At 64.5% G+C, this 24,276-nt stretch carries 19 protein-coding genes and 1 tRNA gene; 7 read left to right on the top strand and 13 right to left on the bottom strand.

From position 1 onward, the window contains the following. Window positions 1-116: 116 nt before the first annotated feature. The 3 genes from DCM79_RS05205 to DCM79_RS05195 are packed head-to-tail and all read left to right on the top strand — an operon-like array spanning window position 117 to window position 1,864. Window positions 117-734, top strand: a complete 618-nt coding sequence (locus DCM79_RS05205) for a hypothetical protein (RefSeq protein WP_257178946.1) — start codon at window positions 117-119, stop codon at window positions 732-734. Next, complete coding sequence (locus DCM79_RS05200; RefSeq protein WP_257178945.1) at window positions 721-1,095, top strand: transcriptional regulator; 375 nt, start codon at window positions 721-723, stop codon at window positions 1,093-1,095. Before DCM79_RS05205 ends, DCM79_RS05200 begins: the two co-directional genes overlap by 14 nt. 31 nt (window positions 1,096-1,126) lie before the next feature. Then, window positions 1,127-1,864 (top strand): di-trans,poly-cis-decaprenylcistransferase, encoded by a 738-nt coding sequence (locus DCM79_RS05195; RefSeq protein WP_257178944.1) that lies wholly within the window; start codon window positions 1,127-1,129, stop codon window positions 1,862-1,864. A gap of 1,089 nt (window positions 1,865-2,953) precedes the next feature. On the opposite strand, the gene DCM79_RS05190 is transcribed toward DCM79_RS05195, so the two are convergent. Continuing rightward, entirely contained in the window at window positions 2,954-4,252 is a 1,299-nt protein-coding gene (locus tag DCM79_RS05190) for an MBOAT family protein (protein ID WP_257178943.1), read from the bottom strand. 431 nt (window positions 4,253-4,683) lie between these two features. On the opposite strand from DCM79_RS05190, the gene DCM79_RS05185 reads away from it, so the two are divergent. Both DCM79_RS05185 and DCM79_RS05180 read left to right on the top strand, forming a co-directional pair. Beyond that, window positions 4,684-5,370, top strand: coding sequence for a DNA-3-methyladenine glycosylase I (locus tag DCM79_RS05185; RefSeq protein ID WP_257178942.1), 687 nt, complete (start codon window positions 4,684-4,686; stop codon window positions 5,368-5,370). Window positions 5,371-5,579: 209 nt separating this feature from the next. Next, window positions 5,580-5,873: a hypothetical protein gene (locus tag DCM79_RS05180; RefSeq protein ID WP_257178941.1), complete on the top strand. Its 294-nt coding sequence runs from the start codon at window positions 5,580-5,582 to the stop codon at window positions 5,871-5,873. Between the two features lie 153 nt (window positions 5,874-6,026). Here the strand turns inward: DCM79_RS05180 and dinB are convergent, their stop codons facing one another. Continuing rightward, entirely contained in the window at window positions 6,027-7,127 is a 1,101-nt protein-coding gene (gene dinB, locus DCM79_RS05175; protein ID WP_257178940.1) for a DNA polymerase IV, read from the bottom strand. Window positions 7,128-7,170: 43 nt separating this feature from the next. On the opposite strand from dinB, the gene DCM79_RS05170 reads away from it, so the two are divergent. Continuing rightward, window positions 7,171-7,614 carry a TspO/MBR family protein gene (locus DCM79_RS05170; protein WP_257178939.1) on the top strand — a complete coding sequence of 148 codons (444 nt, stop codon included), beginning with the start codon at window positions 7,171-7,173 and terminating at the stop codon, window positions 7,612-7,614. An 18-nt stretch (window positions 7,615-7,632) separates the two neighbouring features. On the opposite strand, the gene DCM79_RS05165 is transcribed toward DCM79_RS05170, so the two are convergent. The 11 genes from DCM79_RS05165 to DCM79_RS05115 all read right to left on the bottom strand — a co-directional run bounded on the left by DCM79_RS05165 (window position 7,633) and on the right by DCM79_RS05115 (window position 23,162). Next, a tRNA-Arg gene (locus DCM79_RS05165) sits at window positions 7,633-7,709 on the bottom strand. Window positions 7,710-7,929: 220 nt separating this feature from the next. After that, entirely contained in the window at window positions 7,930-11,052 is a 3,123-nt protein-coding gene (locus DCM79_RS05160; RefSeq protein WP_257178938.1) for an EAL domain-containing protein, read from the bottom strand. A gap of 174 nt (window positions 11,053-11,226) precedes the next feature. Then, window positions 11,227-12,312 (bottom strand): branched-chain amino acid ABC transporter permease, encoded by a 1,086-nt coding sequence (locus tag DCM79_RS05155; RefSeq protein ID WP_257178937.1) that lies wholly within the window; start codon window positions 12,310-12,312, stop codon window positions 11,227-11,229. Next, entirely contained in the window at window positions 12,309-13,319 is a 1,011-nt protein-coding gene (locus DCM79_RS05150; protein ID WP_257178936.1) for a branched-chain amino acid ABC transporter permease, read from the bottom strand. Before DCM79_RS05150 ends, DCM79_RS05155 begins: the two co-directional genes overlap by 4 nt. Next, window positions 13,316-14,038, bottom strand: coding sequence for an ABC transporter ATP-binding protein (locus DCM79_RS05145; RefSeq protein WP_257178935.1), 723 nt, complete (start codon window positions 14,036-14,038; stop codon window positions 13,316-13,318). Before DCM79_RS05145 ends, DCM79_RS05150 begins: the two co-directional genes overlap by 4 nt. Then, the gene (locus DCM79_RS05140) at window positions 14,035-14,808 is read right to left on the bottom strand and encodes an ABC transporter ATP-binding protein (protein WP_257178934.1); all 774 of its coding nucleotides are present in this window, start codon (window positions 14,806-14,808) and stop codon (window positions 14,035-14,037) included. Before DCM79_RS05140 ends, DCM79_RS05145 begins: the two co-directional genes overlap by 4 nt. A gap of 198 nt (window positions 14,809-15,006) precedes the next feature. Next, a complete protein-coding gene (locus DCM79_RS05135; RefSeq protein ID WP_028133759.1) occupies window positions 15,007-16,191 on the bottom strand; it encodes a substrate-binding domain-containing protein in 1,185 nt (394 codons plus the stop codon). A 105-nt stretch (window positions 16,192-16,296) separates the two neighbouring features. Next, window positions 16,297-18,333 carry an acyl CoA:acetate/3-ketoacid CoA transferase gene (locus DCM79_RS05130; protein ID WP_257178933.1) on the bottom strand — a complete coding sequence of 679 codons (2,037 nt, stop codon included), beginning with the start codon at window positions 18,331-18,333 and terminating at the stop codon, window positions 16,297-16,299. Between the two features lie 242 nt (window positions 18,334-18,575). Next, window positions 18,576-20,015, bottom strand: a complete 1,440-nt coding sequence (locus DCM79_RS05125) for a sigma-54-dependent Fis family transcriptional regulator (protein ID WP_257178932.1) — start codon at window positions 20,013-20,015, stop codon at window positions 18,576-18,578. 226 nt (window positions 20,016-20,241) lie between these two features. Beyond that, window positions 20,242-21,978: a bifunctional diguanylate cyclase/phosphodiesterase gene (locus DCM79_RS05120; protein WP_257180698.1), complete on the bottom strand. Its 1,737-nt coding sequence runs from the start codon at window positions 21,976-21,978 to the stop codon at window positions 20,242-20,244. Between the two features lie 218 nt (window positions 21,979-22,196). Continuing rightward, complete coding sequence (locus DCM79_RS05115; RefSeq protein ID WP_257178931.1) at window positions 22,197-23,162, bottom strand: sensor histidine kinase; 966 nt, start codon at window positions 23,160-23,162, stop codon at window positions 22,197-22,199. A 179-nt stretch (window positions 23,163-23,341) separates the two neighbouring features. Between DCM79_RS05115 and DCM79_RS05110 the strand changes: the two genes are divergently transcribed. After that, window positions 23,342-24,181, top strand: a complete 840-nt coding sequence (locus DCM79_RS05110; RefSeq protein WP_257178930.1) for an SDR family NAD(P)-dependent oxidoreductase — start codon at window positions 23,342-23,344, stop codon at window positions 24,179-24,181. Window positions 24,182-24,276: the final 95 nt, after the last annotated feature.

Raw genomic sequence — 24,276 nt, 5'->3', positions numbered from 1 at the left:
TTCTACTCGCAACTTTCGGACTTGCATTTACTTTGCGATGCCGTAAGCTTTGCAATACAAAGTAACGGGGCTGCGGTCCCGTGAGGCGTGAGCGGAACGAGGCTTCGGCGTTGCCAATGCGCGATCTCGACAAGGCCCTGGCCGACATCGTGGCAATCCGCAGCCAGATCGCGGCCGGCACGGCGTTCCGCGGCTACGGCCCGGCGACGATGGCCGCGACCGGTGCCGTCGCGCTCATCACGGCGGTGCTGCAATTCTGGCTGCTCGGCGATCCCACGGCTGAGCCGCTCGGCTTCTTCGCCGGCTGGTTCGTCGCCGCCGCGCTGTCCGTCCTGATGATCGGGATCGAGATGCGGGCGCGTTCGCGCCGCCATCATTCGGGTCTGGCCGACGCCATGATCCACCAGGCGGTCGAGCAGTTCCTGCCCGCAGGCGTTGCCGGCGTGCTGCTCGCGGTGGTGATGTGGAAGTTCGCCGCCGAGACGTTGTGGCTGCTGCCGGGCCTGTGGCAGATCCTGGTGTCGATCGGCATTTTCGCCTCCGTCCGCTCGCTGCCGCGCCCCGTGGCGCTCGCCGGCGCCTGGTATTTCGTGTCCGGCTTTTCGGTGGTGGTGATCGCGAGCCAGACCCACACGCTGTCACCATGGACCATGGGCCTGCCCTTCCTGATCGGGCAGTCGCTGATGGCGGCCATTCTGCATGTCGCATCCGGAGACCATGATGTCGAAGACTGACAGCGCACCCTTCTCCTACGAAGGGCTTGACCGCGTGATCCACGAGAAGGCGAGGCTCGGTCTTCTGACCTCGCTGATGGCGCATCCCAAGGGGCTGGCTTTTGCCGACCTCAAGCAGCTGTGCGGCCTCACCGACGGCAATCTCAGCCGGCACCTTGCCGTGCTCCAGGAGGCCGGCCTCGTCGACGTGACCAAGGGCTACGAGGGCAACCGTCCGCACACCACCTGCCGCCTCACCAAGACCGGGCGCCGCCGTTTCCTCGATTATCTCGCCGTGCTGGAACGCCTGGTGCGCGATGCCGCCAGGGCCGCCGGCCGCGAGGCGCCGCCGCTCGGCCGCCTCGGCATCGTCTCGACCTGATCCTTCCCCTTTTTTGACCGGAGACTTTGCAATGCAAAGTGATGCGTCCCATAGCGAGAAGCTTCATGTCGGTATCATCATGGACGGCAACGGGAGATGGGCGACGCGGCGCGGCCTGTCGCGCGTGCGCGGCCACGAGGCCGGCGTCGAGACCATCCGCCGCATCGTTGAGGCCGCGCCCAAGCAGGGCATCGGCACGCTGACGCTCTACGCCTTCTCCACCGACAATTGGCGGAGGCCAAAGGCCGAGGTAGCCGCATTGATGACCTTGCTGCGCTTCTATCTCGCCAACGAGGTGCAGAGCCTGGTCAAGAACGGCGTGCGGCTCACCGTGATCGGTCGCCGCGATCGCCTGCCCGAAGGCATCGCCAGCGCGATCGCGCAGGCCGAACAGGCCACCGCCGGCGGCGCCACGCTGCATTTGCGTATCGCGGTCGATTATTCCGCGCGCGATGCCATCCTCAATGCCGCGGCGAAGGCGGCGGCGCTGACCAGCCTCACCCGCGAAGCCTTCTCGCAGCTCGTCACCGGCGAAGCGGGCCTGCGCGACGTCGATCTCATCATCCGCACCTCGGGCGAGAAGCGGCTCTCGGACTTCCTGCTCTGGGAAGGGGCGTATGCCGAGCTGCACTTCACCGAGCGGATGTGGCCCGAATTCGACGCCGGCGATCTCGCCGCGGCGCTGGCCTCCTTCCACGGCCGCGAACGCCGCTTCGGCGGCCTTCAGGCGATCCTGCCGGAGGAGGTGCCGTCACTCTCCCGTGTGTGACGCGTTTCAGCGGCGCAGACGGATCAGTTGCCGGCGGATTCCAGGATTCCTCGATCGGCCAGTGTCCTGGCAAGCTGCTCGGTGTAGATGATCCGTCCCCACCGGTGCAAATGCGACGGATAATGCGCAAAGAGATATCCAGCATGACGCCCGGGGTATCCAGAAACTGCGATGGATCAAGGTCAAGGCGAGCCGCAATTTTCCTGCCGGCGTCGGTGTGGAAGCTCTGCGGGCCGCCCTGAGCATTGACCGAATTGACCGGCGCGATCACGAGATAGATCTTTGAGCGATCGAGCTTCGAAAGCGTTGCGGACAGAGAGTCGAGAGCCTTTTCGAATTCCGCGTTCATCACGAATGGTTTTGAATCGGGTAGCGGCTTGAGAAGAGCGTGACCGGCCAGCGTGGCCCTGAAAGCTTTCAGCGAACGTACATTGAGCATCCGGTTGGGCTCAATGGCGCCGCCATGCTCGCGCCAAATGGTCGAAATGAACTGGTCCTTGCCGCCATAGTAGACCGCATAAGCGCCCGGGAGCGGGTTGTACACCGCCCGCTCCATCAGCAGCCGGATATATTCGAGCCCCCCGGCCGGAAAGGTCAGGACGGAAGGAGCTTCGAAATGGTCCGTCCTGATGAACTCCGGCCACGCGTTCCATCTTGGATCGCGCTCGAACTGGACCGGACTGAACACCAGAACGAGCTTCCTCGGTTGGCGTCCTCGGGCGATCATCTTGTCGAGCATGGCAGCGTAGCCATCCGGGCCGACGAACCCGATGGTGCAGAACGATTCGACGTTCGATCCTGGAAACGCCTGCAAGAGGGTCGGGACGTGAACTCCGAAAAGGCACGAACTGTCGCCGAGAAAGGCGAGATCGGAGGTCGGCAGCCGCTCCGAACGCCTGATCTGCTCGAGCACGATATAGGTCTCGATGCCGCGCGACCATTGATGCTTGCTCTGCTGGTAGATGTAATGCGCGCTACCGAGGATGAGTGCGGTCAATACCGCGACCGGAACAAATTTGCACGCCACAGTCTGGACCGCATGGCTCAGCGGCCATTTTTCGATCGCCTGGATCGTGCGCTTCAGCATGGCTAGAACTGAAAGTAGATGAAGGTGGCGTTGACGTGCCCGGACGCCGCGATGGTCACAGCCGCCAGAGCTGCAAACAGCGGATATCTCATCCACGCAGGCCGGCGAAGCAGGAAATAGTCACCGCGCAACTTCAACTGCCATTCCAGGAGCATCAGCGGGCCCGCCAACGACAGAATTGCCAGCACGATGGCGCTGTGCACCGGCGCCCATTCCCAGTTCGCGAGAGCGCTCAGCATGCCGACCAGCAAGGTCCAATTGGCGGCTCGAAAGAGAAACCAGCCGACAAATACAACCAGCATCGTCACGGCCCAGCCAGCGGCGCGAGCCACCTTTGACGACGGCGCGTCTCCGTCCGGCACCCTACGCCATAGCGCGAGAGCTGCGCCATGAAGCAGCCCCCAAAGCACGAAAGTCCAGGATGCGCCGTGCCAGAGGCCTCCCAATGCCATGGTCAGCATCAGATTCCGGTTCGTGATCGCCGCGCCGTGGCGGTTGCCCCCGAGCGGGATATACAAATAGTCCCGCAGCCATGTGCTGAGGCTGATGTGCCAGCGTCGCCAGAACTCGCTGATCGAAACCGACCAATAAGGGTAACGGAAATTCCAAATCAGCTCGAAGCCGAACAGCAGTGCGACGCCTTTTGCGATCAGGCTGTATCCATTGAAATCGGCATAGATCTGGATGCCGAATGCGATCGTGGCGAGCACGACCGACCAGCCAAAAGGCTGATCCGGAATGAAGAGCGTGTCGACGATCACCGCCAGGCTGTCCGCCACCACGATCTTCATGGCATAGCCGTAGATCAGGAGCCAGAGCGCGCGCTCGGCGTGGTCGGCCGTGAATTGGCGCGGCTTGGAAAATTGATCGAGGAGATTGCTGGCTCTTTCGATCGGTCCCGCCACGAGCTGCGGGAAGAACGCCTTGAAGGCGAGAAACTTGACGAGGCTTCTCTCCGCGACATGTCTGCCGCGATAGACGTCGACCACATAGGCGATGCCCTGGAAGGTGATGAAGGAGATGCCGAGCGGCAAGACGATGTGCAATGTCGGCAGGTTCGCACGGAGACCAGCGCGCTGCGCAAGCGTCGCGAACGAATCGACGAAGAAGTTGAAATACTTGAATATCGCGAGAACGAGCATCGCCGCCGCGACCGCGGAAAAAACCAGAAGCTTTCGGGTGTGTTCGTGAGGGGTAGCGGCGATCAGGATCGCCGCAGCGTAATTGACGATGGAAATTCCGATCAGCAAGGGCAGGAAGCGCCAGTCCCACCAGCCGTAAAATACGTAGCTTGCCGTCAATATGATCAGATTCTGGACCGGGAGCCTAGAAGTAGCGTGGTATAGCAGGAAGGTCGCGGGGACGAGACAGAGGAACGCGACGGAGACAAAGGACATTGCAGGAATAAGTCACATTATTGGGCTGCGACACCGCTCGTCGTTCCGCTCCGTCGGAAAACGATACGGGCGGAGGTGCAACCGGGATCGCGCAATCGATCACAGTCCAAGGAAAGCGGCGACTGATGCCTGTTTACTACTGCAACATCCAATAGCAACTTTGAGGCGAAATCAACCGCTTCGGCCGTGCGCGGGCTCTCGGAGGGTGCGCCCCTGGGACGCACACTCGACAATCTGCGCCCTGGCGCATCATCATCACGGACTTCACCTCCGCGGTGCTGGACCTGTGGCGCGAATTCTGATGTCGTGACGGGCCCTCAACCGCTCGTGTCCGCATGCCCCCCTTCAAGACCATTCGCGCCCGTGCCGAGAAACGCAAGGGCGGGCCTAAGGCCCTGGAAAAGCTGATGCCGGAAAAGCCCGACCTGAAGCGTCTGGCCAAGCTCGGCGACGATCGCATCCTGGCCGAGATGACCAAGCGGGTGTTCTGCGCCGGTTTCGCCTGGAGCGTGATCGAGTCGAAATGGGAAGGCTTTGAAGAGGCCTTCCTGCAGTTCCAGCCCGCCAAGCTCAGCTTCCAGCCGGAAGACTATTGGGAAGGCCTGTTGCGCGACGCGCGCATCGTGCGCAACGGGGCCAAGATCATGTCGGTGCGCGACAACGCCGCGTTCGTCCAGGAGATCGCGAAGGAGCATGGCAGCTTCGGCAAGTTTCTGGCGAAATGGCCGTCGTCCAACCAGATCGGCCTGCTCGATCTCCTGACCAGGCGCGGCAGCCGTCTCGGCGGCAACACCGGCCAGATGTTGCTGCGCTTCGTCGGCTGGGACGGCTTTGTGACGTCCAAGGACGTCGTCGTCTGCCTGCGCGATGCCGGTCTCGACATTGCAGAAGAGGTCAAGTCGAAGGGCGATCTCGCCAAGGTGCAGGCACAGTTCAACGCCTGGGCCGAGGAAACCGGCCTGCCCTACACTTATCTATCGCGCATCTGCGCGCTGTCGGTGGGCGAGAACCGCAGCGAATAGTATGTGAGCGTAGCTCACCGACAGATCGTGTGCATCCTGTGGCGATCTCGTGCCGTGAACGCGGCAGATGCGAACGCGGGATCACAAAATGCATTTCGCCGGAACATTTGTCTGCAGCACCTGTTCGGGCTTGAGCCAGGCGGACAAAGGCGCAGGGAACGCGCGCTCCCGCCGAGGCCAATGAAACCGGACACAGAACGGAGCAGCTCATGAAGCTCACATCCGAACAGGTGAAGCAGACCGTCAACCAGCTCGGCGCCCAGGTGCTGCCCGACGAACATCCCGCCATGCCGCAGCTCAACAGCATGTTCGGCGAGCACACCTTCTTCGTCGACGAAATGGGCCTCAAGGTGCTCGAGCCCACTGCGTCGCCCGGCGCCGATCGCCAGAGCGGTGAAGTCGTCAGCCTCGCCGATTGGGGCGATTCCGACCTAACCCGCCTGATGGCGCACGAGCCCGAGCCGACCGGCGTGATCGTGGTGTTCGAGCACATGCGGCATTGAATGTGACACGGGTGCTGCCCAGGCTTGCTCGGCCTCTCCCGCTTGCGGGAGAGGCCGACGCGCTCGCAGAGCGCGGCGGGTGAGGCCTCTCGCCACACAGGGATGTCCTCAGTTGTTCTCGATCAACCTTGCGCTTCCGGCCAGCGGCCTCGCTCAGATGCCGAGCGTCAGCTGCGGCTCCACGTCGTCGCCGGCCTGGAGGGCGGACAGCGAGACCCCCAGCAGCCTGACGCGCTTTCCCAGCGGCATCTCGGCCTCGAGCAGGCCGCAGGCCAGCCGCTCCAGATCGTCCCGGCCCCTGACCGCGGCCAGGACGGACCTGCTGCGCGTGATGATCTCGAAGTCGGCGAACTTGATCTTCAGGGTGACGGTGCGGCCGCGATTGCCGGTCGCCTCGCAGTGGCGCCAGACCTTGTCGACGAGAGGTCTGAGCTCGGCGGCCAGCGCGTCATATTCGGCCAGATCGGTCGAGAACGTGTTCTCCGCGCCGATGGACTTGCGAATCCGGTTGGCCCGAACCGGCCGTTCGTCGACGCCGCGCGAGATCCAGTAATAATAGGCGCCCGACTTGCCGAAATTCGCATTCATGAATTCCAGCGTCTGGTTGCGGATGTCGAGGCCGGTGAACAGGCCGAGTGAATTCATCTTCGCGGCAGTCGCCGGCCCGATGCCGTGAAACTTGCCGACCGGCAGCGTTTCGACGAAAGCCGGTCCCATCTCCGGCGCGATCACGAACTGTCCGTTGGGCTTGCGATGATCGGAAGCGAGCTTGGCCAGAAACTTGTTGTAGGAGATGCCGGCCGACGCGTTGAGGCCGGTTTCGGCCTTGATCTTCTCGCGGATTCGCAGCGCGATGTCCCGCGCCAGCGGGATGCCTTGCAGATTTTCCGTCACGTCGAGATAGGCCTCGTCGAGCGACAACGGTTCGATGATCGGCGTGTGCTCGGCGAAGATGTCGCGGATCTGCCTGGAGATCGCCTTGTAGACCTCGAAGCGCGGCCTGACGAAGATCAAATCGGGACATAGCCGCTTCGCCGTCACCGACGGCATGGCGGAGCGAACGCCGAACTTGCGCGCCTCGTAGCTCGCGGCCGCGACGACGCCGCGTTCCGCCGAGCCTCCGACCGCAACCGGCTTTCCGCGCAGCTCCGGATTGTCGCGTTGTTCCACCGACGCGTAGAAGGCATCCATGTCGATATGGATGATCTTGCGCACCGGCGAGGCCTCGCCCGTCACCTTGTCGGATTCGCTCATGGAAAGATGATACAATTGCACCATGAGAAGCGCGAGGTGAGGGATGCTGCAGCTGTTGGTCTTCGTGGTGGGCGTGGTCGGCATGGGATGGCTGATCGGCGCGACCAATCCGCCGGGCGACTGGTATGCCGGCCTCGCCAAGCCGGGCTTCGTGCCGCCGAACTGGGCGTTCCCGGTGGCCTGGACCATTCTCTACGTCATGATCGCAATCGCGGGCTGGCGGACCTTTCGGCGTGACCCCTCCGGCAAGGCGATGCTGGCCTGGGCGGCGCAACTGGCGCTCAATTTCGCCTGGTCGCCGGTGATGTTCACGATGCACCAGATCGGCGCCGCGCTCGCCATCCTGATCTGCCTGTTCGTTGCGATCATCACCTATATCGGTCTCGAGCTGTCACGTGACAGACTGGCGGCGGCGTTGTTCGTGCCTTATGCGGCCTGGGTCGGTTTTGCCGGCGTGCTCAACGCGGCGATCTGGCGCTTGAATTGAGACATTTGGCGGCAGGACTGGCGCACCCGACACGATTCGAACGTGTGACCTTTGCCTTCGGAGGGCAACGCTCTATCCAGCTGAGCTACGGGTGCTAGTCGAGGTTCATTTAGCCGATTGCCGAGGGGGGAGCAACCGCTTCTCGCCGCAATGGGCCTTGAGCCGTCTTGCGCCGGGAAAGCGCCCGGAACCGCTGCGGCCTGCCGGCCGAGGCTGGCGAGGTCGGCGAGCCACCCGTTCGGGTCGAGGACTTGGCCGACGTCTCGCCCGAAGTTCGTCCAGGTGTCCTGCTCGGCGACTTCGCTGGCTTTGCGATCAGGCCACCGCCGCCACCGGCACGGCTCCAGGCAAGCCATCGTCCGGACCGAACAGCTTGCGCACCTCGGCGGCCGGCTTCGGCGCGCTGAACAGATAGCCCTGCATCTGCGTGCAGCCGAGTGTGCGCAGCATCTCGCGCTGCGCCTCGGTCTCGACGCCCTCGGCAACCGTGGTCATGCTGCTGGCGGCGGCGATGTTCACCACTGCCTGCACGATCACGGGCGAACCGCTCGCCTCCGCGATGTCGGCGACGAAGCAGCGGTCGATCTTGATCTTGTCGAACGGGAAGCGCTTGAGATAGCTCAGCGAGGAATAACCGGTGCCGAAATCGTCGAGCGCGATGCGGACGCCGATCGAGCGGAGCTGGTGCAGGATCGAAAGCGCAGCCTCGTCGTCGCGGATCAGCACGGCCTCGGTGATCTCGAGCTCGAGCCGGCGCGGGTCGAGGCCGGACGCGGCGAGTGCGCCTGCGATGCGGAGCGCCAGCGTGTCGCATTTGAGCTGCACCGGCGACACGTTGACCGCGACGCGGATATGCGTCGGCCAGGTCGCGGCCTCGTTGCAGGCCATGCGCAGCACCCAGTCGCCGAGCTCGGTGATCAGGCCGGTGTCCTCGGCGACAGGAATGAACTCCGCCGGCGACACCATGCCGCGCTCGGGATGGCGCCAGCGCAGCAGCGCCTCGCAGCCCGTGACCTCGCCTGAGCGCAGATCGACCAGCGGCTGATAGTGAATCTCGAAGCCGCCGTCCACCAGCGCCTGGCGCAAATCCTGCTCCATGCTCAGGCGCGCCCTGGCGCAGGCATCCATTGCCGGCTCGAAGAAGCGATGGGTGCGGCGCCCTTCGGCCTTGGCACCGTACATCGCGAGGTCGGCGTTCTTGACGAGCTGGTCGAGATCGGTCCCGTCCTGCGGCGCCAGCGCGATGCCGATGCTCGCGTCGGTGGAGAGCTGATGGCCGAGACAATGATAGGGCTGCCGGATCGCCTGATAGATGTGGGTCACGAAGGCCAGCACCTCGGCGGAGGATTGGATCCCGGTCTGGATCACCGCAAACTCGTCGCCGCCCAGTCGTGCGATCAGATCGCCCTCCTTGAGACAGCCGCGCAGACGGCTTGCGATCGCCTTCAACAGCTCGTCGCCGACGTGATGACCGAGCGAATCGTTGATGCCCTTGAACTCGTCGACGTCGATATAGAGCAGCGCGAACTGATCCCCGCCCGCGACCTTCGCCAGCTCACGTTCGATCTGCTCGCGGAACAACGTGCGGTTCGGCAGGTCGGTCAGCGCATCGTAATGCGCCATATGCGCGATCTTCTCGTCGGCCCGGCGCCGCTCGGTGACGTCATCGACGACATTGATGATGTAGCGCGGCTCGCCGGACTTGTCGCGGATGCCGATCCGGGTCGAGGTGATATAGCGCGGTCCGACAGCCGGCGTGTGCCAGACGTGCTCGTCCAGAAACAGCCCGTTCGGCGATTGCAGCACCCTGTCGTCGTCCCGGGTGATGATTTCGGCGGCTTCCGTCGGGTAAAGGTCGAATGCGCTCTTGCCGACGATCGTCTCCGCAGTTTCGTCGAGCTGTTCCTCGGCCACCTGGTTCGCCAGGAGATAGCGTCGCGTCCGGGCGTCCTTCACGGTGATCCGGGACGGGATATGATCGATGATCTCCCGCAGGAAGGTGTGGTTGCGATCGCGTTCCTGTTCCAGGTGGCGGCGCTCGGTGATGTCTTCGATCGTGGCGACCCAGCCGCCCTGGGCGAGCGGGGTGTTGATGACTTGAAAGGCGCGGCCGTTGGCCAGCTGATGCGTTCTCGTGGAGACCGTGCCTTCGGCGACCACCCGCATCACGTCGGCGCAAAACGCCTCGACGTCGCCGTCGAAAGCGCCGCACTCCTTGCGATGATACATCGCCTCGCGGATATGGCAGCCGGGCTTGATGACGTCGTGAGAGAGACCGAACATGTCGGCATAACGGCGGTTGCAGGTGACGATGGTGCCGCTCGCGTCATACAGGATCAGCCCCTGCGTCATGTTGTTCAGGGCGGTGTCGAGCCGCAGCCGCTCCGCTTCCAGCCGTTCCTGCGCCTCGCGGTTCTGCCGGTTGATCTGGCGAATGATCAGGTAGAGGATCAGCGCGATGATGGCGGCCGAAATTGCGGCGGTGGTCACCATGAAACTGGTCTGCTGCCGCCAATCTGCCAGGGCTGCCGCCGTGGTGTTGGTGGCGAGAATAACGAGTGGGAAATGCGTCAGCGACGCGGCCGAGCCAAGTCGCTCCTCGCCGTCGATCGGGCTCTTGCCCCGCAGCGTCTGAAGACCGCCCTCGGCCAGCACCCTCTGCATCAGCGGCCCATTCTTGAAATTTCGGCCGATCAGCTCCTCGGCATGCGGATAGCGCGCCAGCATCTTGCCCTCGCGATCGAACAGCGAGATGGCCGTGCCCTCGGCAAGCGCGACGGATGCGAAATAGTTCCTGTAGCTGTCCGGGTCGATCCGGCGGACCATCGCGCCGAGGAAAGTGCCGTCCGCGCCGTTCAAGCGGCGTGCGACGATCGTGGTCCATTTGCTGATGATGAAGCTGCGGACGGATTCCAGCAGCACCGGTTCGGACCGCGGGTTCGTCTTGAATGTCTGAAAGTAGGCCCGGGATGAAACGTTGACCTTGGGCAGCGGCTGGGCCCGCGACCAGTTGATCAGCTCGCCGTCGGCATCGTAGATCGCGATATCGCCGAGATAGGACACCGGGCTGATCTTGCCGCGCAGCATCTGGTGCGCTGCAGGCCCGGACATGCGCTCGCGGAACGTCTCCGGGGAGTTGATCTCCGCCAGGTTTATTTGCGCGATCAGATCGGCGGCGACGACGTCGGAATCCTCGAACTGCTGGTCGAAGTGCCGCGCGATCAGCTGCACCGTGTTTTCGAGCTCGCGCTCGCGATTGGACAGCGCGCGCTCGCGAAACTCGCCGACGGCGATGGCCGTCACGCCGAAGATGGCCGCGACCAGCAACACGCCGCACAGGGTCAACCACAGGACGGGACCACGGCGCATCAATGCCTCCCAGCCGTTCCTTGCGGCTAGAGACGTTCCGGCGGCCACCGTGGAAAAGACCTGGCGCATTCCCCCTCCCTGGAGGAACACGAATACACCGCACAAATGGCCTAAACCTTAGGAAAGCCAGTTACCTAAGCATTAATCGAGTTGTGCGACCGCAGTCATACCTAGCCGAGCGTGAATCGCCTCGCGGTTGTGCTGCGCGCACGGCAATCGCCGCGCTGCATCATGAATCCTGCGTTAATGCGAATTGCCGGCGCTCTTGCCGCCCGCGGGATTGCGCAGCCGTCCGACCACGCCGGTCGGGAAGAAATAGACGCTGGCGATGAACAATAGCCCGAGCCACAGCAGCCAGCGGTCGGGATGCAGCAGCCCGGGCAGCAGCGGCAGGCCGGCCTCCGAGGCCGCGTTGGAGGCGACGCCCATCAGCGACTGCAGATAGTTCTGGGCGAGGATGAAGATGCTGGCGCCGATGATCGCGCCGTAGATCGTGCCCATGCCACCGATCACGACCATCAGCAGGATGTCCAGCATGATCGAGAAGCTGAGCGAGGTATCGGGGCCGGCATAGCGCAGCCACAGCGCGTTCAGGATGCCGGCGCCGGCGGCGACGAGGGCGGCGAGGCAATTGGCGTAGGTCAGGTGAAACACCGTGCGGAAGCCGAGCGCCTCGGCGCGAAAGCGGTTCTCGCGGATCGCCTGCAGCACACGCCCGAACGGCGAGTTCACGACACGGAGCAAAGCGAGGATCATCAACGCGGAGCCTGCGAACACGAGGTAATAGGTCAGGATGCGGCCGTTGATTTCGAAGCCGAACATGTCCTTGGGGATCAGCACCGTGCCCGGTCGGAGCAGTTCCGGCAGCCGGAAGCTGCGCCCGTCCTCGCCGCCGGTCAACCAGGACAGTTGCGAGGCCAGCACCTGGAACGCGGAGGCGACCGCGAGCGTGATCATGGCAAAGAAGATCGCCGCAACCCGCAGCGAGAACAGCCCGATGGCGAGCGCGAGCAGGGCTGCGAGTGGCAGGCCGGTGACGATGCCGGTTGCGACCGCGGCCCAATTCGGGCCCATCCCGTAGAGCGCGATGGCGATGGCGTAGCTGCCGATGCCGTAAAACATGGTGTGGGCGAACGACACCGAGCCGGTATAGCCGAGCAGGAGGTCATAGGAGGCGACCAGCGCGGCGAAGACGCAGATCTTGGCCGCGACGTTCAGCGCCTTGGCGCCCGGAAACAGGAACGGCGTCGCCGCCAGCGCCAGGATGATGACGACGAGAACGAGCGTGAGGACGCGGCTGCGCGGCGGATCGCCGGAGAGGATCATCATCGGCTGGTCACCGCATAGAGGCCGCGCGGCCGCCACATCAGAATGGCGACCATCAGCAGGATGTTGGAGACGAGGGCGAGTTTCGGCACCAGGAAGCCGCCATAATTGGCGACCATGGCCACCAGGATCGCACCGATGAAGCAGCCGCCAATCGATCCCAGGCCGCCGATGATGACGACGATGAAGATCAGCACGGTGAGGTCGTCGCTCATGGAGGCGTGGACCTGTTCGCGATAGAGCGCCCACATCACGCCGCCGAGGCCGGCGAGCGCCGATCCGGTCATGAAGACGCCGAGGAACAGGCGGCGGATGCGATAGCCGAGCGCCTCCACCATCTCGCGGTTCTCGACGCCGGCCCGGATCAGAAGGCCGAGCTTGCTGCGATTGAGGACGAGCTGGATCGCGATGAAGATGCCGAGGCCGATCAGCATTGCCAGCACGCGGTACTTGGCGATGGCGACATCGCCGATGATGAAGGAGCCGCGCAGCGAGGCCGGCAGCGGCATCGGGATGATCTGCGGTCCCCACAGCGCATAGAGCGTCTGCTCGGCCACGATGAGGCCGCCAGTCGTCATCAGGATCTGCTTCAGGTGCTGACCGTAGACGGGGAGGATCAGCACGCGCTCGACGACGAGGCCGAGGGCGCCCGACACCGCCATCGAGAGCAGCGCGGCCGGTGCCAGCACCGCGAGGTTCATCCACAGCGAATCGGCTTGAATGGAGGCCGCGAACGGCGCCAGCACCAGGGTCGCGACATAGGCGCCGACGGCGATGAAGGCGCCATGGCCGAAATTGAGCACGTCCATCAGGCCGAACACCAGCGTCAGCCCGGAGGCCATGATGAAGATCATCATGCCCATCGCAAGGCTCGCCGCGGTCAGCGTCAGCCAGGAGGAGGTCGAGCCGATCAGCGGGATCATGAGCAGCGCGAGCGCGACCGGCAGCAGGATCGGCGCGAGATCGCGCTTCGGCTTCGGCAGAGGATCGTTTGCGGCAAGTTCGGTCACTGATGTGTCTCCAGGCTCAGGCCGAGCAGCCGCTCCTGCAGCGGCACGTCGGCGGCGAGCGCCGCCATCTCGCCACGATGGACGATGGTGCCGTTGTCCATCACCAGCACGTTGTCGCCGAGCTCGCGGGCGGCGAAGAAGTTCTGTTCGACCAGCAGGATGGTCGCGCCCTTGCGCTTGATTTCCTTCAGGCACTCGATCAGCGCCATCACGATCGCGGGCGCCAGGCCCTTGGTCGGCTCGTCGATCAGGAGCAGCTTGCGCGGCTCGATGATGGCGCGCGCGATCGACAACATCTGCTTCTGCCCGCCCGAGAGGCTTCCCGCACGCGACAGCCAGAACCGGCGCAGCGCCGGGAAGAAGCCGAAGATCCAGTCGAGCTGGCTGTCGTCGAGCGGGCCGTCGCGCGCCGCCAGCACCAGGTTCTCCTTCACCGTGAGATCGGAGAACACCGCCATGCTCTCCGGCACGTAGCCGACGCCGAGCCGCGCGATATCGGGCGTGGCGCCGCCCTCGATGCGCTCGCCACCGAGGTTGATTTCGCCGCTCGAGGCCTGCCACAGCCCCATGATGGTGCGCAGCGTCGTGGTCTTGCCGGCCCCGTTGCGGCCGAGCAGCATCGTGACCTGCCCCTCGGGAACCGCGAGGTCGATGCCCTGGAGGATGTGATAGCGGCCGATATGGGTGTGCACCCCGGTGAGCTTGAGCAGATCGGTCATGCGACGCTCGCTGCGTTTTTGGGGGCGACGCCGAGATAGGCCTCCTGCACGATCGGCGAGGCGATCACTTCCGCGGGCGGGCCGTCGGCGACGAGCTGGCCGTTATGCAGCACGATGATGCGGTCGGCGAGCGAGCGCACAACGTCCATCTTGTGCTCGACCAGGAGGATGATCTTGCTCTTGTCCTGCTTGAGCTGCGCGATCAGGTTGAGGACGACAGGCACCTCGTCGATGCTCATGCCGGCGGTCGGCTCGTCGAACATGAAAACCTTGGGCTCGAGCGCGATCATCAGCGCGACCTCGAGCTTGCGCTGGTCGCCATGCGACAGCGCGGTCGCGGCGACGCCGCGGCGGCTGCCGAGCGCGACCTGGTCGAGGATGCCGTCTGCGCGTGCGATCAGGTCGCGGCGCACCATCCAGGGCCGCAGCATGTCGTAATGGGTGCCGTTTGCCGCCTGCACCGCCAGGCGCACGTTTTCTTCCACGGTGAGGTTCGGAAACAGATTGGTGAGCTGGAAAGCCCGCCCAAGGCCGGCGCGGGTGCGCAGCGGCGCGGAAAGCTGGGTGATGTCGGCGCCGTCGAACAGGATGCTGCCGTGCGAAGCGCGCAGCTGGCCCGAGATCAAGTTGAAATAAGTGGTCTTGCCGGCGCCGTTCGGCCCGACGATCGCGGTGAGCTCGCCCGGACGAAACGTGCAGGAGACATTGTTGACCGCGACATGACCGCCGAAGCGGATGGTGAGATCGCGGGTTTCGAGGGTGAGCGGCATCGAGAATCTTACAAATGATGAACCGGGATATATCCGCAGGTCACGCTGCGCTCCCTCCCCCGCGTGCGGGGGAGGGCGGGGGAGAGGGCTGTCTCCACAGGCGAGAGCCCCAAGAGGAGGAAGCCCTCTCCCGGCCTCTCCCGCATCCGCCTTCGCCAAGGCTTCGGCGGACAAGAGCGGGAGAGGTGAAGCAAGACCTCAGCGCTTGTTCTTGACCGGAACTTGCATGTCCTCGATCTTCAGCTCGCGCACCGGCTCGAGCACGGCCCAGGCGACGTTCGGATCGACCTTGACCTTGAAGTGATACATGCTCTGCAGCGCCTGATGGTCTTCCTTCCGGAACACCATCTTGCCCTTCGGCGTGTCGAACTCCAGGCCCTCCATCGCCGTGATCAGCTTCTCGGTATCGGTCGACTTCGCCTTGGTGACGGCGGCGACGACGGACATCGCGGCGGCGAAGCCGCCGGCGGTGAAGAAATCCGGCGGCGCGTTAAAGCGCTTCTGGTGCTCGGCGACCAGCCAGTCGTTCACCGGATTCTTCGGAATGTCGTAGAAATAATAGGTCGCGCCTTCCATGCCGGGCAGGCCCTTATAGGCCGCGAGCGCCGGCAGGATGTTGCCGCCGGTGGAGAGCTCGATGCCGTAGCGTTTCGGGTCCATGTCCTGCAGCTTGGCCAGCGGATTGCCGGCGCCGGCCCAGATCACCCAGATCACCTTGCGGCCCGGCTTGTCCTTCAGCGCGTCGAACAGGCGCTGGCCGACCGCGGTGAAGTCGGTGGTCGAGGTCGGGGCATATTCTTCGGCGGCGAGCGTGGCGCCGGTCTTGGCGAGCGCGTCCTTGAAGGCGGCGACGCCGTCACGGCCGAACGCGTAGTCCTGCGCCAGCGTTGCGACAGTGACGCCCTGCTTGCCGATCGCGACCGCGTTGGAGATCGCGTCCTGCGAGGAGTTGCGCCCGGTGCGGAAGATGTAGCGATTCCACTTCTCCCCGGTAATCTGATCCGCGACGGCGGGCTCGACGATCAGGATCTTCTTGTTCTCTTCGGCGACGGGCAGAATGGCGAGCGCGGCGGCGGACGAAGTCGTGCCAATAGCGATATCGACCTTGTCGTCCTGATAGGCTTCGGCGAGCGCGGCCTTCGCAAGGTCCGGCTTGCCCTGGTCGTCCTTGGTGATGATGACGATCTTGCGGCCGTCGAGCGTCATGCTGCCCTTGGTGGCGTATTCGAAACCCATCTTCAGGCCGGTCTCGGTCTGCTTGGCATAGGCCTCGAGCGGGCCGGTCTTGCCGTAGATCAGTCCGATCTTGAGATCGTCGGCCCGTGCGGCGGTGCCCGCGGCGAGCGCGAGAATGGTTGTTGTTAGGATGAGTGATCGACGCACGATGGTTCCTCCTGATGTAAAACTTCTGGCAACAGCGATTTGCACAACGCTACGAACATTGCAATCGAACCTTCCGGCGATGCGGATCAGCCGCGCGAGCATGCATCATGGCTGGGCCTGCTGCACGGCGCGCGCGGTGCCGGCGCCTTCCACGTGGCGCCAGTCGGACTGCGCTTCTTCCGCGCTTTCGAAAATATGCGGCGCGACGCCGCGCTTCTCCAGGGCTTCGCCGAGCTTGATGCGCAGGAAGCCGGACGTGGTGTAGCGCGACACGCCGGAATAGAAGCGGTCGACGAGGCGGCGCACCATGGCCGAATAATCGTCCATCAGCTCCGGCAGGATGGAAAAATTGTCATAATTGACGATGGCGTAGACCCGGCGGCCGAGCGGCGCGAGCCTGGCCTCGACGATCGCAGCGATGGTGTCGATCTCGGCTCTGCTGCGCAGCGGATAGCGCTCCAGATTGACGAAGAACAGGTTTTGCTGCTCGTCCAGCGTGAAGCGCTGGTCGAGCGGAATGGTGAGCAGGCGCTCGCGCAGGTCCATCATGCCCTCGCGGAAGATGCGCTCGTCCATCAGCGCGGGGTCGCGCGGGATCAGCGGCTTGAAATCCATCAGGCGCAGAATGTCGCGCTCGACGTCGATGCCGGGGGCGACCTCGGTGAGCTCGATCCCGTCGGGCCTGAGCTCGAACACGCAGCGCTCGGTGACATACAGCGTGCGCTGCTTGCGGGCGGCGGCGAACGGGCCGCTGAAGGTGACATGCTCGACATTGCCTACGAATTTGCGCGACTTGGCCTCGTCGACGATGACGAGCTTCCCGCCCTCCACCGCAATACGTTGCTTGCCCGCGCCGAAAGTGCCGACGAAGATGACCTCCTTGGCGTTCTGGCTGATGTTGATGAAGCCGCCGGCGCCCGCGAGCTTCGGCCCGAATTTGCTGACGTTGAGGTTGCCGGCGCGATCGACCTGGGCGAGCCCGAGGAAGGCGGCATCGAGCCCGCCGCCGTCGTAGAAGTCGAACTGGTACGGCTGATCGATCACGGCCTGTGTGTTGATCGCCGCGCCGAAATCGATGCCGCTCGCCGGGATGCCGCCGATCACGCCGGGCTCCGCCGTCAGCGTGATGAGGTCGATGATCCGCTCCTCGTTGGCGATCGAGGCGATCCCCTCGGGCATGCCGATGCCGAGATTGACGACGCTGTTGGCCTTGAGCTCGAGCGCCGCGCGCCGCGCGATGATCTTGCGCTCGCTGACCGGCATCACCGGCAGCGAGGCGGCACGGACGCGGATCTCGCTCGAGAACGCCGGATTGTACTGGGTGCCGAAGGTCTGCCAGTGATTCTCCGGCCTTGCCACCACGACGCAGTCGACCAGGATCCCGGGGATCTTGACCTGGCGCGGATTGAGGCTGCCGGCCTCCGCCACCCGTTCGACCTGGGCAATGACGATGCCGCCGGAATTATGCGCGGCCATGGCAATGGCGAGCGCCTCCAGCGTCAGCGCCTCCTTCTCCATCGTGAGGTTGCCGTCGGGATCGCCGGTGGTGGCGCGGATGATGCCGACGTTGATCGGAAAGGTCTTGTAGAGCAGGCACTCCTCGCCGCGCAGCGTGATCAGCTCCACCAGATCCTCGGTGGTGCGCGCGTTCAGCTTGCCGCCGCCCTGCCGGGGGTCGACGAACGTGCCCATGCCGACGCGGGTGATGTGGCCGGGCCGGTGCGCGGCGATGTCGCGGAACAGATGCGTGATGACGCCCTGCGGCAGGTTGTAGGCCTCGATCTGGCCGGTGACCGCGAGCTGCTGCAATTTCGGCGCCAGCCCCCAATGTCCCCCGATCACGCGCCGGACCAGGCCGTCATGTGCGAAATGGTTGAGGCCGCGCAGCTTGCCGTCGCCCTGGCCCGCCGCATAGACCAGCGTCAGATTGCGCGGCTTGCCCTGCGTATAGGGTGCATCGCCCTCATTGGCGAGGTAGAGCTCCTCCAGTGCGATCGCGATCTCCTCGGCAAAGCCGATGCCGACGAAGCCGCCGGTCGCCACCGTGTCGCCGTCGCGGATCAGCATGACCGCTTCGGCCGCCGTGACGACCTTGCCTTTCTCGGAATTGCGCAAATAGGGCAGAGCTGGATGATGGCTCACGGTGGTCCTCCCGATCCTTCGACCGCATGCCGATATTGTTTTGTGTTGATTCTATCGCAGGGACCGGCCCTGGAACAGCGTGCTCCCGCGAGAGCGGGCAGCAACGAGCAAGGTTTGCGCCAGGTCCCTTTGGCCTGCGAAAGGCTGTCGAATCCAGGCAATTGCGGCATGGTTGGAGCCGAAAGAGTAGCCGGGCACCGTGTCAGGAATCCGAGACTCCGGACAGGTCCGTGTCTCGAAACTCAGACGGAGGCCTGCCCTGAGACGAGACCGAACTTGGCGAGCTTCTTGTAGAAGGTCGCGCGCGAGATCCGCAGCATCCTGGCGGCCTCGGAGATCTGGCCGTTGCTTGCGGCGAGCGCCTGTTCGAGCGTGTGCTTCTCGAACTCCGCCTCGGCTTCGGCATAGGGCACGACGAGGCCGGCCGGTCGCTCGGATGGCACGGGCCTGACCTCGGTGCCGATGGGAAGAATGCGCGCGACGTCCTCACCGGTCAGCCGGCCGGAATCGCTGAGGATCAGCGCGCGCTCCAGGATGTTGCGGAGCTCGCGGACGTTGCCGGGCCAGTCGTAGCGTGCGAGTGCGGCGAGCGCGCTCGGCGTGATCTTCGCCTTGACGTAGTCGCCGGAGGCGCTGATGTCCTCGAGCAGCCGGGCGCAGATGTCAGGGAGATCGTCGAGGCATTGGCGCAGCGGCGGCAGGTCGATCGAGAGCACGTTCAGCCGATAATAAAGGTCTGGCCGGAATGCGCCGTCACTGACGCGCTTGCGCAGGTCCACATTGGTCGCCGCGACCACGCGCACGTCGACCCTGGAGATCTTGTCCGAGCCGAGCGGCTCGATCTCGCGCTCCTGCAGCACGCGCAGCAGCTTGGCCTGCAATTGCAGCGGCATCTCGCCGATCTCGTCGAGGAACAGCGTGCCGCCGTCGGCGATGCGGAACTTGCCTTCGCGTCCTCTGCGATCGGCGCCGGTATAGGCGCCCGGCGCGGTGCCGAAGAATTCCGATTCGATCAGCGTCTCCGGAATCGCGGCGACATTGACGCTGACGAACGGCTTGTCTGCGCGCGAGGAGGCATTGTGGATCGCCTGGGCCAGCATCTCCTTGCCCGTCCCGGTCTCGCCGGTGAGGAGCACCGTGACGCTCTGCCGCGCGGCGCGGCCTGCCAGCGCCTTGGCCTGTGTGATGCCGGCCGTGGTGCCGACGAAGTCGGCGAAGGTGAAGCGAGCCGCGCGCGCATTCGACAATTGCCGGCGCGCCAGGCGCAGATCGCTCTCGAGCTGGGCGACGCGGGCGAGCAGTGGCTTCAGGCTTTCGAGGTGGTCATAGAGCACGAAGCCGATCGCGCCGATCACCGTCCCGTTCTCGTCCTCGATCGGCATCCGCGTGACCACCAGCTGCTCGCCGCCGAGCTCCATGATATCGAGCAGGATCGGCTCCCCGGTCTCGGCCACCTTCCGCATCAGGCTGTTGGGGATGACTTCCTCGATCGGCCGGCCGATGGCCTCGCTGGTGCGATCGAGGCCGAGTGCTGCGAGATATTTTTCGTTGACATAGACGACCCGCCCGCCGCGGTCGATCGCGATGGCGCCCTCGCAAAGCTTTTCCAGCCGTTCGAACAGCGTCTCCATCGCGCGCGCGCGGAGATAGGCCGGATTGCTGATCGAGGACGAAGCGGACATGACATATCCCACGGGAAGTCCGCCTGTGTATTAGCAAAAGGCCAGCAATTTCAAAGGAGGAAATGGTGGGGTTGAGGTGCGGGCCACACCCGCCACTGTCATGCCCCGGCTTGACCGGGGCATCCAGTACGCCGCGGCCTATCGATTCAACAACGACTGGCTCTGGAATACTGGGTCGCCGGTCAAGCCGGACGACGACACCGAGATTGGAGCGGCGCTTGCGCCCCTACCGCCGATAGCCGCTCGCCCGCGAGTAGCCCTGGCGGTTCTGCTGGTGCGGCCGGCTCGCGACGTTGGCCCGCGCCTCGCTGGAGAGCGGGGTTGCGAGCTTCAGCTCCTCCAGGAAGATCGGCCGCGAGAAGTAATAGCCCTGCGCGTAGCGGATCTTGGTCGCGGCCTGGAGATAGGCGAGCTCCTCGTAGGATTCGAGGCCTTCTGCGATCACGGTCATGCCGAGCGCTTCGCTCAAGGATTCGATCGCGCGCAGGATGCCCTGGCTGCGCGGACGCTTGTGAATGTCGGTGATGAAGGAGCGGTCGATCTTGATCTCGTCCGCGGTGATGTCGGCCAGCGCCGATAGCGAGGAATAGCCGGTGCCGAAATCGTCGATCGAGATGCCGACGCCGAGCTTGCGGAACATCGGCAGGATCTCGGCCTGGAAATGATTCTTGGCGACGAAGGCGTCTTCTGTCACCTCGATCATGAAGCGCTGCGGAAAGCCGGTCTCTTCCAGCGCCCGCGCAAAGCTGCGCATGAACTCGGGGTTGCCGGCCTGCTTGGCGGCGACGTTGATGCTGATGGTCGCGTCGGCGCCGAACGTCGCGTTGATCGCGTCGATCGACTTGACGATCTCGGCGAGCACGAGGTGGGTCAGCTCGTCGATCAGGCCGAGCTCGCCGGCGAGATTGATGAACGAGCCGGGCGCCTGGATCACGCCCTCGTCGTCGCGCAGGCGTACCAGGGCCTCGATGCCCTTCACGGCCTGGGTGCGGATGTCGACCTTGGACTGGAAAGCGCAGCAGAAGCGCTTCTCGAGGATGGCCAGTCGCAGCGATTGCTCGATCTTCATCCGTGCCAATGCTTCGCGCTCCATGCTGGAGTCGAAGAAGGCCGCCGATCCCTTGCCGTCGTTCTTGACGCGGTACATCGCGATGTCGGCGTTCTGGCGCAGCGCCTCGAAGCTGCTTCCGTGATCGGGATAGAGGCTGATGCCGACGGAGGTGGAGGCGAACACTTCCGAATTGTCGATGAAGAACGGCGCCGTCAGCCGCTCCAGCGTCGATTGTATGAATTCGGCCACCTCCTCCACGCTCTGGATCGGCGACAGCAGCAGCAGGAATTCGTCGCCGGAGATGCGCGACAGCATGTCGGAATCGCGCAGGTCGCGTCCGAGCCGCTTCGACAGCTCGACCAGCAGCGCATCGCCGACGGCGTGGCCGTAATAGTCGTTGATATGCTTGAAATTGTCGACGTCGAGGAAGGCCAGCGCGAAACGCACGCCGCCGCCGTTCTCCGCAAGCAGGCTGTTGGCGCGATGCTCGATCACGCGCCGCGAGGGCAGCTCCGTCAGCTCGTCGAAATAGGCCGAGCGGAACAGCTGGTCCTCGAAATTCTTCTGCTCCGTGATGTCGGAGGACGCCGAGATCAGGAGCTCGCGTCCGGCGAGGCGAACGGGACGATGGGTCGTGAGCAGCACCTGGCGCGCGGCGCCGCCGTGCAGCGCTTCCTCCGTGACGACGGCCTGGCCGGCGTTCAGGGCGCGGCGACAGGCCTCGCGGCGCGGTGCCAGATCAGGTGAAGGACGGCTGCCGTCGATGCCGAGCTGCGCGGCCGCGGCGTCGTTGACCAGCAGCAGCTCGCCATCCGCATCCTGCACGGTCAGGCCGGCCGGCAGCATTCTAACGATTTCCTTGAGGAAACCGAGCTCGGCTTCAGTCGCGCCGGAATATTCGTTGTCGTTCATAGATGTCATGAATCTTGTTGTTTCAGCGCGCTTTGCAATGGCCGCGATCTTCCGCGGTTCCCTCTTAAGTTTGGTTAAGGGGTCCGGAGAAATACGGGTCTGTTTTGGCGGAAACTTGCGGCGTTGCGGGGTGCGCTGACGATCGTCATTAACAGAGCGTCAACGGTGCCTGCGAAAAGCCGGCGAGGGCGCGGATGCAGTTTCGCTGGCGCGCGCTGCTATTCGCTTCGCGGAATTCGGCACTGCATGATGCAATGGAGCCCGGTCTTCAGGTAGGAGATCTCGGTCCTGCCGTCGAACGCCGACAGGGCCGATTTCAGCAGCTTGGTGCCGAAGCCGGGCTCGGAGACCTTGTCCACGCTCGGCCCCTCGGTCTCGTCCCAGGTGATGGTGAGGCGGTCGTCGCTGACGGTCCACGACACCTGCAACAGGCCGCGCGGTGCGGAGAACGCACCATATTTGCCGGCATTGGTGGCGAGCTCGTGAAACATCAACGACAGCGTGACCGCGAGCCTCGGCGGCAGGAACAGTCGCTCGCCATTGAGGGTGAAGCGGACATGGCCGTAAGGCCCGAGCTCCGAGATCAGGAGATCGCGGATGTCGCAGCCGGACTTGTCGATCCGCGAGATCAGATCGTCGGTCGCAGCCAGCGAGCGCAGCCGCGGATCGACCCGGGCCCAGACCTGTGGCTGGTCATGCAGCACCTGGTGCAGTACCGCGTGAACCGTCGACAGCTTGTTCTTCAACCGGTGCTGGAGCTCGTCGACCAGCAGCTTGCGATACTCCTCTTCCTCGATCAGGCGCTTGGAGATCCGGCGCTGCTCCGCCAGCATGGTGCGATAGTGCTCGACGCCCCAGATGGTGAGCGCGCAGACCGCCCAATAGAGCGCGAGCAGGGCAAACCGTGCGCGATCGGCAAAGGCATCGCCGAAATTCACGACCACGCCCAGCACGCCGCCGACCAGCGCGGTGACGATCCCGATCCGGAAGCCTCCGAGTGCAGCGGCAAAGAATACGGCAGGGAAGTACGGCGTGAAGTAGATGTCGGGGCGCACATGGGCGAGTCCCCAGCGCACCAGGGTCGCGGCCAACAGGCAGAGGACGGCAAAGGAGATGCTGAGACCGAGCGAGGGCGGCGCCGTCCCCTGCCAGCCTTTGCGGAACTCGTCGATCAGCTTCCCCATGCGCGGCCCAGTTGCGATAGGCATTCGAAAGGCGCGCGGCGCACCAGAATGTTACGCATGCCGCGCGCGCAAGCATAGCTTGCCTCGGCGGACGCGGGCAGGAATAGTGGCGGCTCCGGCCATGGCGGCGGCCAGGCTTCGCCGTTTGGCGTCAAATCGTTTGAAAACAGGAACATTCCATGGGCAGGCTGGACGGCAAGGTTGCGGTGATCACGGGAGCGACGAGCGGGATCGGATTGCGCACTGCGGAAGTCTTCGTTGCCGAAGGTGCCAAAATTGTGATCGCGGGCCGGCGTGTACCGGAAGGCGAGGCGCTGGCAAAGCAGCTCGGGTCCAATTGCGTCTTCCGCCAGACCGATGTCACGGTCGAAGCGCAGATGCAGGCGCTGCTCGCGCTCGCGGTGGACAAGTTCGGCCGGATCGACTGCCTGTTCAACAATGCCGGCGGGCCGGCGCAGACCGGCGGCATCGAGGGCCTCGAGGCCGAGCGGTTCGACGCGGCGATGGCGACGCTGGTGCGCAGCGTCATGCTCGGCATGAAGCATGCTGCGCCCGTCATGAAGAAGCAGGGGTCAGGCAGCATCATCAATAATGGCAGCATCGCCGGCCGCCTTGCCGGCTTCTCGTCCTCGATGGTCTATAGCGCCGCCAAGGCGGCGGTGATCCATCTCACCAAATGCGTGGCGATGGAGCTTGGCGAAGCTAACGTGCGGGTCAACTCGATCTCGCCCGGCGCGATCGCGACCGGCATCTTCGGCAAGGCGCTGGGGCTCTCGACCGATGCGGCAGAGAAGACCCCGGCGGTGATGCGCGAGGTCTATAAGACCGCGCAACCGATCCCGCGCGCCGGCCTCCCTGACGACATCGCCCACGCGGCGGTATTCCTGGCCAGCGACGAATCAAGCTTCATCAACGGCCACGATCTCGTCGTCGACGGCGCCATGACCGGCGGCCGCAACTGGAGCCAGCAGCAGCAGGGCTATGTGGCCCTGCGCAAGGCGTTCGATCAGGGGGCGTAGTGAGGTGCCGTAGGGTGGGCAAAGGCGCGCCCTTTCGCGCGCCGTGCCCACGCATTCTTATCGCGACGAAACGTGGGCACGGCGCTCCGCGCCTT

Source organism: Bradyrhizobium sp. WBOS07 (genome assembly GCF_024585165.1).
GTDB classification, from domain to species: domain Bacteria; phylum Pseudomonadota; class Alphaproteobacteria; order Rhizobiales; family Xanthobacteraceae; genus Bradyrhizobium; species Bradyrhizobium japonicum_B.
The sequence above is the reverse complement of the archived record's forward strand: the minus strand, read 5'-3'. Positions and strand labels throughout refer to the sequence as shown.